This is a genomic window from Aromatoleum sp. (assembly GCF_035254505.1).
In the GTDB taxonomy this organism is placed as follows: Bacteria; Pseudomonadota; Gammaproteobacteria; order Burkholderiales; family Rhodocyclaceae; genus Aromatoleum.
The window spans coordinates 49,456-64,298 of sequence record NZ_DATFAO010000027.1 but is presented as its reverse complement, the minus strand read 5'-3'; the positions used below and the strand labels follow the sequence as shown (position 1 = coordinate 64,298).

Here is a 14,843-nt window from a genome sequence, read left to right as displayed (position 1 = left end):
GATGGACCTGCTCGTCGACGACTTCGACGCGGCGCGCTGGGTACCGCTGCGCTACCTGAACTTCTTCCGGCTGATCATTGCCGGCCTCTTCCTCGTCGCCGGGATCGAACTCAACCTCGGCGCCGACGCACCGCGGGTCTTCAAAGGCGCGGCGATCGCCTATATCGCCGCCGTCCTCACCCTCGGTTTCCCCGACGCCGCCCGGCGACTCGGCCTCGATCGCCTGATCACGCTGCAGGTCGTCATCGACATCGTGCTGCTCGGCCTGATCATGTGGGCGAGCGGCGGCTACGCGAGCGGAATGCCGGTGCTGATGATGGTGATCCTCGCCGGGGCGGGCCTGGTCGCGAAGGAAAGGATGGTGCTGTTCTACGCCGCGCTGGCGACCGTGACGGTGCTCACCGAAAACGTCTGGCGCCTGCTCTCGAACGGCAAACCCGCCGACTTCCTGCAGGTCGGCATCCTCTGTACCGGCTTCTTCGGCATCGCCATCACCGCCCGGCTGCTCGCCCGGCGGGCCAAGGCGAACGAGTCGCTGGCGGTACAGCGCGGCGAGGCGCTGGCGAAGCAGCAGGCGGTCAACGAGCGCATCATCCGCGACATGCAGGACGGCGTCGTGGTGCTCGACGGTGAGGGGCGCGTCCTGCAGGCCAATCCGCGCGCGGCTGAACTGCTCGGCGTGTTGTCGCTGGAGGGGCTGCGACTGTCCGATCTGGACGAGAACCTCGCCGACCTGCGCAACGCCTGCGGGGCCGAAGGCAGACTCCTGCGAGCCGGGGCCGCAGGCAAGCTCTTGCGCTGCCGCGCGCTCGGCGCCCACGACGACGAGCGCGACGACGAGCGCGACGACGGCACGGAAACCCTCGTCTATCTCACCGATTACGAGGAAATCCAGACCCAGATCCAGCAACTGAAGCTCGCCGCCTTGGGGCGCCTGACGGCCAGCATGGCTCACGAGATCCGCAACCCGCTGTCGGCCGTCACCCAGGCCGCGGAACTGCTGACTGAGGAAAAGCGCGGCGAAGTGCAGGTGCGCCTCATCCGCATCATCAACGACAACGCGCGCCGCATCGAACGCATGATCCGCGACGTCCTCGCGCTCGGGCGTCGCGAAGACATGCTGCCGGAAGCGCTGCCGCTCGACGTGTTCGCGTCCGGCCTGGTCGACGAACGCGCGCTCGGCGGCGGGAGCGAGCGGGAGATCTACCGGTTCGACCTGCCCCACGGGGCAACGCTTGCAATCGACCGCGCGCACTTGCACCAGATCCTGGACAACCTGCTCGCCAACGCGAGACGCTACTGTTCGGGTCAGCCCGGCTCAGTGCGCGTCTTCGCGGCCAATGAGACCGGCGGACGGACAGCCCTTCACGTGGTCGACGACGGGCCGGGCATTCCCGAGACGGATCGGTCGCGCATCTTCGAACCCTTCTTCACCACCCACCCGAAGGGGACGGGGCTCGGGCTCTACATCGCCCGCGAACTCGCCGACGCCAACGGCGCCACCCTCGAATTGCTGGACAATTCCCCCGGCGCCCATTTCGTGCTGACCGGACGGAGCCTGCCATGACGCAACCCGAACGACGCAATCGCCCAGCGGGCATCGACGTCCTTGTCGTCGACGATGAGGAAGATATCCGCGAAGTGCTCGAACTCTCGTTCCTGCGCATGGGGCTCGCGTGCGACACCGCCGGCACCGTCGCCGACGCCCGCCGCCTGCTTGACGAGAAGACCTACCGCTTGTGCCTGACCGACATGCGGCTGCCCGACGGCGACGGCCTGGAGCTCGTCGCCCACATCCAAGCGCACATTCCGGGGCTCCCGGTTGCTGTGATCACCGCTTTCGGCAGCATCGAGACGGCGATTCGCGCCCTCAAATCCGGCGCTTTCGACTTCGTGACCAAGCCGGTCGAGCTCAAGGCGCTGCGTGAGATCGTCAGTCACGCGCTCAAGGTAAGCAATGCGCCGGCACAGCCTCCCCACGAAGGCAGCCGCGCCCTGATCGGCAAGTCGCCAGTCATGGAGCAACTCCGCGCCCAGATCGCCAAACTCGCACGCAACCAGGCGCCTGTGTTCATCCAGGGCGAATCGGGCACTGGCAAGGAAGTCACCGCCCGGCTGATTCACGAGATGGGCCCGCGGGCGGCGGCTCCCTTAGTGCCGGTCAATTGCGGTGCCATTGCGCCAGAGCTGATGGAAAGCGAATTCTTCGGCCACCGCAAGGGCAGCTTTACCGGCGCAGGCTCGGACAAGGATGGTCTCTTCCAGGCCGCGCGAGGCGGCACCCTGTTTCTCGACGAAGTCGCGGACTTGCCGCTGGCGATGCAGGTGAAGCTCCTGCGCGCGATCCAGGAACGGGCCGTGCGGCCGGTGGGCGCCCACGCCGAAGAGCCGGTCGATGTTCGTATCCTCTCGGCCTCACATCGCGATCTTGCGCAACTCGTGGCCGAAGGGAAGTTCCGGCAGGATCTGTACTTCCGGATCAACGTGATTACCTTGCTCGTGCCACCGCTGCGCGACCGGCCGGAGGACATTCCCGAACTCGCGGCACATATCCTGGCGCGGCTCGCCGAGCGGGACGGGGTTCCGCCTCACCGGCTAGCGCCGGACGCCGTCGCCGAACTGCAGCGTCACCGGTTCCCCGGCAACGTGCGCGAGCTCGAGAATCTGCTCGAACGCGCGTGCGCACTGTGTGATGGCGACGAAATCCGGGCGATGGACTTGAGCTTGAATCCGACCGAAGGGATATTCCAGCCGATGCCGACGTTCAACGTTACGGGCGACCCCCATGATCTCGACCATGACAACGTGCCGGACGATGAAGACGAGCGGCTGCAGGTGCTGCGCATGCTCGACGAGACACGGTGGAACCGTTCGGAAGCGGCACGGCGACTAGGGATGACGCTGAGGCAGCTGAGGTATCGGTTGCAGAAGTGGGGGATGGAGTAGTGCGTGTCCGCTGCCCGTTTCAGACGGACTGACGTCTCTGCCTCGGCCGAAGTGACAGAGCGACCACAGCAGTCTGCCCCCAAACCCCTGTTCGATACTTATTCCTCCGCTTCGGCGCGGAGGAATATGAGGTCGGTTTCGTGGAAGCCCGGTTTGCCGCGGTCGGTTTCAAGTTCGGCAATCAGTGCCTCTGCGCCCTTTCGATCGCCGGCGCGAATGTGCAGCATCGTCTCGTAGACCAGTAGCTGCAAATCCGCCGGGTTCAGGCGGCGGGCGAGACGCAGCGTCCGAATCGCCTCGTCAAGGTCGCCCCGGTTCCCTAGCAGACGGCCTTTTTCATAGAGCAGTGAGGCTCGCCTCCCTCCGGGGCGAGTCGACAGCAGATCGATCCATTCGAGCGCCTTATCCCGCAACCCGACGCAGGACGGGTCGGGGCGGCGGTCGATGCAGTCTCCCAGATGGGCGACTGCGATCAGCGTCGTTGCGTTCACCGCGTTGGCTCCAATGCGGGTGCGGATTTCGAGATCGAGCAGGCGGATCAGAGTGGCCAGACCGTTCGGGTCCAGGGTCAGATCGGCTTCCCAGGATGTAGGGGAAAGGGCGTCGGATTGCGCTGAAGGATGTGCAATTGCGCTGATTTGTAGCGCGATCCGGCTCATTTCGATCAGTGCGGAGACGTTCGTATTGTCCAACTGGGCCGCGTTGCGGAAATGATGATATGCGACTGCTGGCTGGAGTTGGTTCCACATGTGTTCGCCGTAAGCGAGGTTCACCCGTGCGGAGTCCGGATGGTGCCTGAGTTCCGATTCAATCCACGTGCTCGAGTCGGCCCAGGATTGTGCCCGCAGTTGCGTCAGCACCGCTAGCAGTAGCAGTGTGAGTCCCGCCGCCGTGCAGAAGTGGCGGCATGCACCGGCGTTCGTTGAAAAATAGCGGCCTGCGTACCAAGTCAGCATAAAGAGTGGGCCGAATAGCGGCAGGTAGTTGCGATGTTCGTACGCGATTTCGAGCGGTAGAACGGTCGATTCGAGGAGATGGCCGATGACAAACCACCCAGTTCCAAATACGAACACGCGATGGTTGCGCCGCCACGCGAATGCTGCGCCGGCCGCGACCGCGAGCCATCCGGCGAGGGCGACAATCGTCGTCCATGGCGCTAGCAAGTCATGACTGATGAGGATGTCGTCATGGAATAGGCTGAACGCGTCGAGCCGGGGGGCAAACAACAGCCCAAGGTAGAAAAATACGACCCGGGCTTCCGTGAGTACACGCTCGTCCAGCGAAAACGGTCGGAGGGCATAGGTTTGCAGCACGAACCCTGGGTGCATGGCCACGTAGCTGAGAACCGCCACCGCGGGTAGGGCGACAATGCAGATCCAGAACGTCGCAAGGTACCGCTGCGCGTGTGGGTCGAGGGTGGCGCGTTCGAATGCGGTCAACTCGATGAGCAAGGCCAGCAGCGGAAGCAGCGCCGCGTTTTCCTTACACGCGAGGCCGAGCCCGGTCCCGCCGAGCACGCCGACCAACATCAGGAGCATACCCCCTCGACGGTTCGCATGTAGCCCTTGCCGACCGTAGGTAAACAGCCACAGCCCGCCGAACACGAATAGGGCGGAAAGGCTCGTCATCCGCTGCACCACGTAGAGGACGCTCGTGAGCTGTAACGGGTGCAGCAGCCACAGCCCTGCGACGGTGAGCGGCAGCAGCTGTGTCAGAGGTGTCTCCGGAAAATCGCGGCCCCCCTGGAAACGCTGTGTCAGTGCGCGGGCCAGACCGAAGACCACCAGTCCGCATAGAAGATGGATCCCGAGATTGGTCGCCTTGAATGCGAGAGGCGTAAATGCTTTCCCCGCAAGTAGGTAATTCACGGCAAAACTCGTTGTCGAGAGCGGACGCCCCAGCAAGCCGCTCTGATTGGTAAGGGCCGCATCGCGCAGGATTTCCCAGCCGGCATGCGCTTGCGCGACAAACGGCGCTTCAATGATGTTCGGGAAATCGTCGAACAGGAAAGGGCCCCAGAGGCCGGGCCAGTAGGCGTATGTCGTCGCAAGAAGAACTGCGACCAGCGCAACCGGGATGAAGCGGGCGGCGCTGTTTGCATCGAGATGGGGCAGAATCTTGGTCCTCTCCATTTTTATGCAGTCGGGCCGCCCCACCATGGCGGAAAAAAAAGAGGAGACCGTGGTCTCCTCTTTCCCTACGCTGGCACTAAGTGCTAGTTAGCTCTTCGGCAGGTACTTGGACGGAGTCGAACCGCTGATGGTCCAGCGCACACCGCCGGCATCGCAGGCAGCCGTGTAGATGACGGTCTTGCCTTGCAGTTCGACCGGAACCGGGGCCGCGCTCTTGAATGTGATCGTCACCTTCGCACCATTCGCAGCGGCTGTGCCGGTACCAGTTGCAGGCAAGAGAAGGGTAGCGTCGTTAATGTAGGCGTTCTGGTAGCTCGCTGCGTTGGCGATGCCCAGACCCGCACCGGCGGTATCGGTTGCCGTGTCGACCCCGCTGCAGACGTTCGCGACAGAGGTCAGCACCGGGGCACCGACGGAGGGAGCGTTGGTGGCGCGGGCGCGGATCGTGTAGTCCTGATAGGCCGGAATCGCAACTGCAGCCAGGATGCCGATAATCGCGACGACGATCATCAGTTCGATCAGGGTGAAGCCTTGTTGAACCTTCTTCATGTTGTTTCTCCTTGGGAGGACCGCGGACAACCCGCTTGACGTAGTTAGAGCAACCACTGTGCCAAGTTCGTGTATTTCGCCCTGTTCTGATGAAACTGATAAAAATCAGAGGTATGCAGAGTGATGGTCCGGGAGGCGGAGAAGAGCCAAGAGTGTCTGTGTGAGAATTGTCATCAATTACGTCAACTGGCGACAGCGGGGCCGGTGACAATGTCAATTTTTGACATTGTCACGTGCTTGTTCGGTCCGTGCGCGGCCTCTGACACGGCCACGCTTTCGGGGCGATGCGCGGCCGCAGCGCAGGATCCGCTCTGGTTGGCTAGCACCGCATCGAGAACAATTGCCTTACTAGTATATGCCTGCCGCCCGCGCGATCAGGAGGCGATCCGGGCCTGCATTGACCGGCGTGACGGGATTTTCCCGGCTTGCCCAGCAAAGAAAGAGGAGACCGTAGTCTCCTCTTTCCCAACGCTGGCACTGGGCGCTTGTCAGCTCTTCGGCAGGTACTTGGCCGGAGTCGAACCGCTGATGGTCCAGCGCACACCGCCGGCATCGCAGGCAGCCGTGTAGATGACGGTCTTGCCTTGCAGTTCGGCCGGAACCGGGGCCGCGCTCTTGAATGTGATCGTCACCTTTGCACCATTCGCGGGGGCCGTGCCGGTACCCGTTGCAGCGAGGAGAAGGGTAGCGTCGTTAATGTAGTCGTTCTGGTAGCTCGCTGCGTTGGCCATGCCAAGACCCGCGCCGGCGGTATCGGTTGCCGTGTCGACGCCGCTGCAGACGTTCGCGACGGCAGTCAGTACCGGGGCGCCGACGGAGGGGGCGTTGGTGGCGCGTGCGCGGATCGTGTAGTCCTGATAGGCGGGAATCGCAACTGCGGCCAGGATGCCGATGATCGCGACGACGATCATCAGTTCGATCAGCGTAAAGCCTTGTTGAACCTTTTTCATGATCTTCTCCTTGGAAGAAACGGCGGACGACCCGCTTGCCTTTCCTTCCGCAACCCGTGTGCCAGTTGTTGCGTGTCATTGGGATTGGTTTGTGGTTTTGTTAAAAATCTTGTGAAATCAAAGAAATACAGCGCATGCGTGGCGAATTTCATGCGCGTCATCACAGAGTCCGACATCTTGTTGGCGTGACAAATGTGACGAACCTTCGTCAACCCGCGACAAGAGCGGGTGATGGTCGTCGCATGTTGACAATGCTTGCGTCAAGAGAAGGCCTTCAGACTCAGCATCGGTGCTCTTGGCGGCGCGTTCGTGCCCCCTGCCGCCACTCTTTCGCCAGCGCATAAATCGCCGGAATCACCCCAGGCGTCAGCACCGTCGATGACACTATTCTGCGACCATTCGCCGCGCGATGTGGTTGATAACATCGCTGCCGGTGTCACCGTCCCACGTGATCGCCAGCAGGCGAGCGCGGTCGATTTTTTGATTGAGTTCCAGGTCTCGCGACGTTCCTGAAGCCGGAAAGGGCGCCAAGGCGTAGTCGGCTCTGTACCCTTGATCGAGTCGGAGAGGCGCCGGTCGAGTCGGCAAGGGTCTGAGATTTCGTACGAAGTCGTCCTGAACGAGCCGTGACAAATGGAAATGTGCTTCATCTCCGCCGACGTAGTCGGTGATGCGTGAGATGCATTCCTACATGTGGGTAAAGTAGACGCGGTCGGCGTCGGGGCCCGGCTTTATTTTGCCTGCTTCACAATGCGCGCACCTCTTGCAGTACGCGTGCTCGCATAGCGGGGTGAAGTGCCTCCTGTGTAACGATATCGACGCGTCGGCCCGCAAGTGTGGGCGTCCATCAACAGTGCCCGCAGCGCAAATCCGGAAGTCTCAACGAGCAGGTCCGCGTCGCCGTCCTCGTTCACTTTGTGCCTCGCGATGGAGCCGAACACTTGATAGAACGAATTGCATATCGCCGCGCTAGTGCTCGTGATTCTTAGCCGGTGCATGTACAGCCTGCTCGTGACATTTTAGGAATGCTTAAGAGCAAGTCCAGCAGTAGCAGGCGCTGACAGGGGGAAATTTGGCTCAGGTCGCGGTCGGTTCTACTGCCCGTCCGGGCGCTGCGCCGCGGCCTTCCATCCCGCACCCCAACCGCCATTCCTTCACAAGCGCATAAATCGCCGGAATCACCCCCAACGTCAGCACCGTCGACGACAGCATCCCCCCGACCATCGGCGCGGCAATGCGGCTCATGACCTCGCTGCCGGTGCCGCTGCCCCACATGATCGGCAGCAGGCCGGCGATGATCGCGACCACCGTCATCATCTTCGGACGGACGCGCTCGACGGCGCCTTCCATGATGGCGTGGTAGAGGTCGGTCGCGTTCGGCTGGTGGCCTTCGGCGAGGCGCTGCGCCTTGATCGCTTCCCACGCGTGATCGAGGTAGATCAGCATGACGACCCCCGTTTCGGCGGCCACCCCTGCGAGCGCAATGAACCCGACCGCAACCGCGACGCTCATGTTGTAGCCGAGCCACCACATCAGCCAGATGCCGCCGACGAGCGCGAAGGGGACGGACAGCATGACGATCAGCGTTTCGGTGAGGCGGCGGAAGTTCAGATACAGCAGCAGGAAGATGATCGCGAGCGTCAGCGGCACGACGACCACGAGTTTCTGCTTCGCGCGCTCCATGTACTCGAACTGGCCGGACCAAGTGGCGTAGTAGCCGGGCGGGAAGGCGACTTTTTCGGCGACGGCGCGGCGGGCGTCGGCGACGTAGGAGCCGATGTCGCGGTCGCGGATGTCGACGTACACATAAGCGGTGAGCAGCGCGTTCTCGGTGCGGATGGCGGGGGCACCCTTGGCGAGGGTGACTTTCGCAAGCTGGCCGAGGGGGAGGTTGCCGCCACCGGGCAGCGGGACGAAGACTTCGGATGCGATGCGGCGCGGGTCGTCGCGCAGGTCGCGCGGGTAGCGGACGGCAACGTTGTAGCGTTCGAGGCCTTCGACGGTGGTCGTGACCGGGTCGCCGCCCAGCGCGGTCGCGACGACCATCTGGAAGTCGTCGATAGTGATGCCGTAGCGTGCGAGCTGCACGCGGTCGGGCGTGATGTCGAGGTAGAAGCCGCCGGTGACGCGCTCGGCGTAGGCGCTCGTCGTGCCGGGGACGTCGCGCACAGCCGCTTCGACTTCGCGCGCGAGGCGTTCGATGGTCGCGAGGTCCTTGCCGAAGACCTTGACGCCGATCGGCGTGCGGATGCCGGTCGAGAGCATGTCCAGGCGCGCCTTGATCGGCATGGTCCACGAGTTCGCGACGCCGGGGAATTTCAGCGCGGCGTCCATCTCGGCGATCAGCTTGTCGGTCGTCATGCCGGGGCGCCATTCGGATTGCGGCTTGAGGTTGATGACGGTCTCGAACATCTCCAGCGGCGCGGGGTCGGTGGCGCTGGTGGCGCGGCCGGCCTTCCCGTAGACGGATTCGACTTCGGGGAAGGTCTTGATGATGCGGTCGGTGGTCTGCAGCAGTTCGCCCGCTTTCGTGACCGACATGCCGGGGAGCGACGCGGGCATGTAGAACAGTGTGCCTTCGTTCAGCGTCGGCATGAATTCGGCGCCGATGCGGCTCGCGGGGAAGATCGTGATCGCCATCGAGATCGCGGCGGCGATCAGCGTGAGCCAGCGATGGCGCATCACCCACGCGATGATCGGGCGGTAGAGCCAGATCAGCACTCGATTCACCGGGTTCTTTGCCTCCGGCATGATGCGGCCGCGGATGAAGAGCATCATCAGCACCGGCACGAGCGTCACCGACAGCAGGGCGGCGCCCGCCATCGAAAAGGTCTTTGTGAAGGCGAGCGGCGAGAACATGCGGCCTTCCTGGCCTTCGAGCGTGAAGACGGGCAGGAAGGAGACGGTGATGATCAGCAGCGAAAAGAAGAGTGCCGGGCCGACTTCCTTGCAGGCGCGGATCATCGCCTCGGCGCGCGCGGATTGCGGCGCGTCGTCGGGGACTTGTTCGAGGCGCTTGTGGGCGTTCTCGATCATCACGATGGCCGCGTCGACCATCGCGCCGATCGCGATCGCGATGCCGCCGAGACTCATGATGTTGGAGCCGAGGCCGAGTGCGCGCATTGCGATGAAAGCGACGAGGATGCCGATCGGCAGCGTGATGATCGCGACCAGCGCGCTGCGCACATGCATCAGGAACACGACGCAGACGACGGCGACGATCAGGCTTTCCTCGAACAGCGTGCCTTTGAGGTTTTCGATCGCGCGCTCGATCAGCGCCGAGCGGTCGTAGACCGGGACGATGGACGTGCCTTCGGGGAGTCCGGCGGCGATCTCGCTGATCTTCGCTTTGACGTTGGCGATGACTTCCAGCGCGTTCTGGCCGAAGCGGGCCATGACGATGCCGGAGGCGACTTCGCCTTCGCCGTTGAGTTCGGCGATGCCGCGCCGCTCCGCCGGCACCAGCTCGACGCGGGCGACGTCGCGCACGAGCACCGGCGTGCCGCCTTCGCTCTTCAGCACGAGGTCGGAGATGTCCTGGGCGCTACGCAGGTAGCCGCGGCCGCGCACCATGTATTCGGTCTCGGCCATCTCGACGACGCGGCCGCCGACGTCGCGGTTCGACGCGCGAATCACCTGCGCGACGCGGTCGAGCGGGATGCCGTAGCTCGCGAGCCGGTGCGGGTCGACCGTGACCTGGTATTCCTTGACGAAGCCGCCGAGGCTCGCGACTTCGGCGACGCCCTGCGCCTTCGTGAGCTGGTAGCGGACGTACCAGTCCTGCAGGCTACGCAGTTCGGCGAGCGAGCGGTCCTTGCCGGTGAGCGCATATTGATAGACCCAGCCGACACCGGTCGCGTCCGGCCCGATCTGCGGCGCGACGCCGGCGGGCATGCGTCCGGCCGCCGACGAGAGGTATTCGAGCACCCGCGAGCGCGCCCAGTAGATGTCGGTGCCGTCCTCGAAGATCACGTAGACGTAGGACGCGCCGAACATCGAGAAGCCGCGCACCACCTTGGCTTTCGGTACCGCGAGGAGCGCCGTCGTCAGCGGGTAGGTGACCTGGTCCTCGACGACCTGCGGCGCCTGGCCGGGGTAGTCGGCGAAGACGATGACCTGCACGTCGGAGAGGTCGGGCAGGGCGTCGACCGGGGTCTTCTTCAGCGCGTAGACGCCGGCCGCGGCGACGAAGAGCGTCGCCAGCAGGACGAGGAAGACGTTGCGGGCCGACCAGTCAATGAGGCGGTTGAGCATGTCAGTGGCCCTGGTGTCCGCTGTGGCCGGCAGCCGGTTCGATGCGTGTGATCGTGAATTCGCCCGGCACGCGTTGTTCGAATTCGAAGTGGATCGATTGGCCCGGCGCGATCCCTTTTGCGGTGTCGGCCGCCGCCAGGCTGAAATCCATCGTCATCGCGGGCCATTGCAGTGCCGGGATCGCCTGGTGGGCGATGCTGACCGTGTTCGAAGAGAGATCGATCGAGTCGATCGTGCCTTCGCCTGAATAGGACTTCGCGGCGGCGCCTGCGTCCTTGCCCGCAGTGAAGCTCGCGAGCGCGGCGCGGAGGTTGCTTTCAGCATCGATCAGGAAGTTGGCCGAGACGACGACACGCTCGCCCTCTGAGACGCCGTCGAGGATCTCGACATGCTCGACGCCGCGGCGACCAATCTTGACCGCCTTCGGAACGAAGCGGCCTTCGTCGGCGGCGAGGAGCACGACCTGACGTTCGCCACTGTCGATCACCGCGGAGGCCGGGACGGTCAGCGCCGAGGCGGCCTTGCCGGTGGCGACTTCGGCGTGCGCGAAGAGGCCGGGTCGTAGGAGCCCGTCGGGGTTCGCGAGTTCGAGGCGGATCTGCGTCGTGCGCGTCGCGGCGTCGATCGTCGGATAGAGGTAGGCGACCTTCGCGGCGAAGCTGCGTCCCGGGAAGGCGTCGAGCGCGACGGTTGCGGGCTGGCCGGGTTTGACGCGGGCGAGGTCGCGTTCGTAGACGTCGGCGAGCACCCAGACGGTCGACAGATCGGCGATACGGTAGAGCGCGTCGCCGGGCATGAAGCGCATGCCTTCGACGGCCTTCTTTTCGAGCACGATGCCGTTGGCGGGCGAGGTGAAGGTGAGCCGCCCGCTGCCGGCCTTGACGCCTTCCGGGAGTTTCATCTGCCAGTTCGACACGCGGGCGCGGGTCGCGTCGGCGAGACGCTTCGCCGATTCGGCGGCGGCGGGGTCGGTGGCGGCGTCGTGTTGCAGGCGTTCGGCGATCTGCAGTTCGGAGCCGGCCGACAGGAGTTCGGGGCTGTATACGGAGAAGAGCGCCTGGCCGCGGCGCACCGGGTCGCCGCTCGCGTTGACATGCAGGCGCTCGATCCAGCCTTCGAAGCGTGGCGCGACGTCGACAATCGTGCGTTCGTTGATCGCGACGCGGCCCACTGCGCGTACCGGCTCGTCGAGGGTGCGCAGTTCCGCGACGGCGGTCCGTACGCCGAGGGTCTGCAAGCGCGACGGGCTGACCGTGACCGCGCCCGCGTCGTCCTGACCGGCACCCGCGCCTTCGCCCTCGTAGACCGGGATGTAGTCCATGCCCATCGAGTCCTTTTTCGGAACGGGCGAGGTGTCTGGTAGGCCCATCGGGTTGCGGTAGTAGAGGATTTTTTTACCGCCGGCGTTGGCCGCAGCTGCCAGTGTGGAGGAGTCGGTCGGCGCCGCAGCGTGACCCGCGTCGCGCGTGCCGGCCCAATAGCCGGCGCCCAGCGCGAGGGCGACCGCGATGGCGGCGATGGAAAGTTGCGCGGCGGGTTTCACAGGGGTTCTCCGACCAGTTTTTCGATTTCGATGAGGGCCATGTGGGATTCGACGTCGGCCTGGAGCAGGCTCATGCGGGTGTCGACGAGCTGGCGTTCGGCTTCGAGCACGGCGTCGAAGTCGACGCGGCCGGTTTCGAAGGCCGCGCGGGTGGCGTCGCGCGTCGCCTGCGCCTGGGGCAGCAAGGTGCCGCGGATCAGGCGTCGGCTTTCCTGGCTGCTCGTGAAGTTCGCGTAGGCGGTGCCGATCTCACCGGCGAGCCGGGCGCCGGTGGCCTCGCGGCGCGCATCGGCGGCGGCGAGCATGTGCTCCGCTTCGCGCTCGCGCGCGCGGCGGGCGGATTGCTGCAAGGGGATCATGACTTCGAACATCAGGTCCCAGGTCTGCGCTTCGCCGCGGATGCGGTTGTTCGTCAGGCCCACGGAAAAATCCGGATAGCGGTCGGCCAAGGTGCGTTCGCGGTCGAGGCGCGCGGCGGCGATGCCGCGTTCGTCGGCGGTGAATGCCGGATTGCGGTCGCGGGCGCGTGTGACCAGGGAGGCCAGGTCCACCGCGGCCGGCACGGCGGGCGGTTCGATCGGTGCGGTGAGCGGCGCATCGGGAGCGCGGGCGAGCAGACCATTGAGGGCCGCGGCGGCGGCGCGCCGGCGTTGTTCGATGGCAACCTGAGCGAGGCGCTGGCTCGTGATCTCGCGTTGAGCGCGCAGCACCGCCTGCTGTGGCGCCAGGCCCTGGCGGTAGCGAGTGAGGGTGGCTTCCTCGAGACCGCCGAGCAGCGTCAGCGATTCACGGGCGAGCGCGGCTTCGCGATCGGCGGCGTAGTAGCGCAGCCAGGCAGTCTTGATCGTCGCAGCAAGGTCCAGCCAGGCGGCGTCGAGGCCGGCCGCGGCCTGATCGGCTTTCGCGGCGGCCGCGCGCGTCTGCAAGTCGCGCTTACCCCAGCCGGGCAGTTGCTGGATCACGCGGTAGCGCGTCTCGCCGACCTGGCCGGGGACCAGCGTTGTGTTGCCGCCGCGCATCCGATTCGTGAAATCCATCAGCTCGACCTGGACGTTCGGGTCGGGCAACGCGCCCGCCGATTCGATGCGCTCGCGCGCCGCGGCCGTTTCGGCGCGCTGGGCGGCGAAGGCCGGGTTGGTCGAGCGCGCGTATTCGAGTAGCGGGCCGAGGCTCGCGCCAAGCGGAGGCTCGGACGTCGCGAGGGCGGCGGGCGGGACCGGAAAGGTCTGTACGCCGTCCTGCGCCTGCGCAGAGGCAGCCGTAAGTGCCGCGGCGACGATCAGAAGTGGAACGCTGAGGCCGGGTCGGAAGGCCTCCGCCGTGGATGAGATCATCGTCGGTATCCCGTAACGCATTTCTTGTTCTTCCACGCGATCAAACCAGACGCGTCAGGCCCGCAGAGCGCAGCCCCCGAGCGGCGGGATTCCGCGCCGAGGCGTCCGCCCCGCGCCAACGAGGCGCGGAATCCCGCCGTTCGGGGGCGGGCCGAAGCTGGACAGAGCCCGCAGCAAACAGCGCCTCTTATTTGGCGACTTCGAGCTTCGTGACGCTGAATACGCCGTCCACACGTTCGGCGACGAAGCGGATCTTGTCGCCGACCTGGACCTTGTCGAGCGTCGCGGCGTCGGCGCGGAAAGCCATCGTCATCCCCGGCATGCCGAGGTTCTCGAGCGGGCCGTGGGCAATGGTGAGCTTGCCGGCTGCCTTGTCGATCTTGCGGACGGTGCCTTCAGAGGGCGTCGCAGGCTTTGCCGATTCCATCGCGGTGGAAGCATGATGGTCGTGGTTGCTCTGGGCGAAGACCGCGGGGGTGGCGATGCAGAAGCTCGCGGCGAGGAGGAGGGGCTTGATGTTCATGATGATGGCCTCGGAATAGTGATGGGGATTCTGCTGGATGCCGGCTTAGCGAACGACGGTCGCGCCGGTCTTGCGGTTGTCGGAAAGTGCGGCCGGCTTCACGTCGATCGTCCCGACCATGCCGGCTTCGTAATGGCCCGGGATCAGGCAGCCGAACTCGAAATGCCCCGCGCGATTGAAGGTCCATACGACCTCGCCCTTGCTGCCCGCCGGGACGTGCGCCATCCAGGGCTCGTCGTGCTCCATGTCCGGGAACTTCTTCATCAGCTCGGCGTGTTCGGCGAGCGCCTCGCGGGTGCCGATCACCATTTCGTGCAGCGTCGCGCCGTCGTTGTGGTGGACGATCCGCAGCGTGTCGCCCTGGCGGACTTCGATGTGGTCGGGCACGAAGCGCATCGCGTCGCTCATGTGTATCGTGATCGTGCGGGCAGTCTCTGCGGCGGACCCTGCGATCCCCCATTCCTGCTGCTCGCGCACGGTCGGCGCATCGACTGCCGAAGCGCTGTGCACGGCGCTGCCATGGGCGCCGGCAGCAGACGACGCGACGATTGCGCCGAGGGTGACGAGCGGAAGCAGGGAGTTGCGGGAGAAGACAGCGCGCATGGCGGATCC

At 65.0% G+C, this 14,843-nt stretch carries 10 protein-coding genes; 2 read left to right on the top strand and 8 right to left on the bottom strand.

Translation table 11 applies throughout. The features are described from left to right. Position 1 precedes the first annotated feature (1 nt). The gene (locus VJ673_RS04725; protein ID WP_324124887.1) at positions 2–1,567 is read left to right on the top strand and encodes a sensor histidine kinase; all 1,566 of its coding nucleotides are present in this window, start codon (positions 2–4) and stop codon (positions 1,565–1,567) included. Then, the gene (locus VJ673_RS04720; RefSeq protein WP_324124886.1) at positions 1,564–2,946 is read left to right on the top strand and encodes a sigma-54-dependent transcriptional regulator; all 1,383 of its coding nucleotides are present in this window, start codon (positions 1,564–1,566) and stop codon (positions 2,944–2,946) included. Before VJ673_RS04725 ends, VJ673_RS04720 begins: the two co-directional genes overlap by 4 nt. 98 nt (positions 2,947–3,044) lie before the next feature. Here the strand turns inward: VJ673_RS04720 and VJ673_RS04715 are convergent, their stop codons facing one another. From VJ673_RS04715 to VJ673_RS04680, 8 genes are all read right to left on the bottom strand, one after another. Then, positions 3,045–5,078 carry a tetratricopeptide repeat protein gene (locus tag VJ673_RS04715; protein WP_324124885.1) on the bottom strand — a complete coding sequence of 678 codons (2,034 nt, stop codon included), beginning with the start codon at positions 5,076–5,078 and terminating at the stop codon, positions 3,045–3,047. An 87-nt stretch (positions 5,079–5,165) separates the two neighbouring features. Continuing rightward, positions 5,166–5,627, bottom strand: a complete 462-nt coding sequence (locus VJ673_RS04710) for a pilin (RefSeq protein WP_324124884.1) — start codon at positions 5,625–5,627, stop codon at positions 5,166–5,168. A gap of 488 nt (positions 5,628–6,115) precedes the next feature. Then, on the bottom strand, positions 6,116–6,577 hold the full coding sequence (locus tag VJ673_RS04705) for a pilin (RefSeq protein WP_324124883.1): 462 nt from the start codon (positions 6,575–6,577) through the stop codon (positions 6,116–6,118). 1,077 nt (positions 6,578–7,654) lie between these two features. Next, positions 7,655–10,831, bottom strand: coding sequence for an efflux RND transporter permease subunit (locus VJ673_RS04700; RefSeq protein ID WP_324124882.1), 3,177 nt, complete (start codon positions 10,829–10,831; stop codon positions 7,655–7,657). Position 10,832: 1 nt separating this feature from the next. After that, on the bottom strand, positions 10,833–12,374 hold the full coding sequence (locus VJ673_RS04695; protein WP_324124881.1) for an efflux RND transporter periplasmic adaptor subunit: 1,542 nt from the start codon (positions 12,372–12,374) through the stop codon (positions 10,833–10,835). Beyond that, positions 12,371–13,708 (bottom strand): TolC family protein, encoded by a 1,338-nt coding sequence (locus VJ673_RS04690; RefSeq protein ID WP_324124880.1) that lies wholly within the window; start codon positions 13,706–13,708, stop codon positions 12,371–12,373. Before VJ673_RS04690 ends, VJ673_RS04695 begins: the two co-directional genes overlap by 4 nt. Before the next feature lie 187 nt (positions 13,709–13,895). After that, positions 13,896–14,231, bottom strand: a complete 336-nt coding sequence (locus VJ673_RS04685) for a copper-binding protein (protein ID WP_324124879.1) — start codon at positions 14,229–14,231, stop codon at positions 13,896–13,898. Positions 14,232–14,276: 45 nt separating this feature from the next. Beyond that, complete coding sequence (locus tag VJ673_RS04680; RefSeq protein WP_324124878.1) at positions 14,277–14,834, bottom strand: cupredoxin domain-containing protein; 558 nt, start codon at positions 14,832–14,834, stop codon at positions 14,277–14,279. Positions 14,835–14,843 lie beyond the last annotated feature (9 nt).

Bases quoted from the DNA above. Each gene is read 5' to 3' on its own strand.
- VJ673_RS04685 (WP_324124879.1), bottom strand. From the start codon at position 14,231: ATGAACATCAAGCCCCTCCTCCTCGCCGCGAGCTTCTGCATCGCCACC.
- VJ673_RS04710 (WP_324124884.1), bottom strand. From the start codon at position 5,627: ATGAAGAAGGTTCAACAAGGCTTCACCCTGATCGAACTGATGATCGTC.
- VJ673_RS04700 (WP_324124882.1), bottom strand. From the start codon at position 10,831: ATGCTCAACCGCCTCATTGACTGGTCGGCCCGCAACGTCTTCCTCGTC.
- VJ673_RS04680 (WP_324124878.1), bottom strand. From the start codon at position 14,834: ATGCGCGCTGTCTTCTCCCGCAACTCCCTGCTTCCGCTCGTCACCCTC.
- VJ673_RS04705 (WP_324124883.1), bottom strand. From the start codon at position 6,577: ATGAAAAAGGTTCAACAAGGCTTTACGCTGATCGAACTGATGATCGTC.
- VJ673_RS04725 (WP_324124887.1), top strand. From the start codon at position 2: ATGGACCTGCTCGTCGACGACTTCGACGCGGCGCGCTGGGTACCGCTG.
- VJ673_RS04690 (WP_324124880.1), bottom strand. From the start codon at position 13,708: ATGATCTCATCCACGGCGGAGGCCTTCCGACCCGGCCTCAGCGTTCCA.
- VJ673_RS04715 (WP_324124885.1), bottom strand. From the start codon at position 5,078: ATGGAGAGGACCAAGATTCTGCCCCATCTCGATGCAAACAGCGCCGCC.
- VJ673_RS04720 (WP_324124886.1), top strand. From the start codon at position 1,564: ATGACGCAACCCGAACGACGCAATCGCCCAGCGGGCATCGACGTCCTT.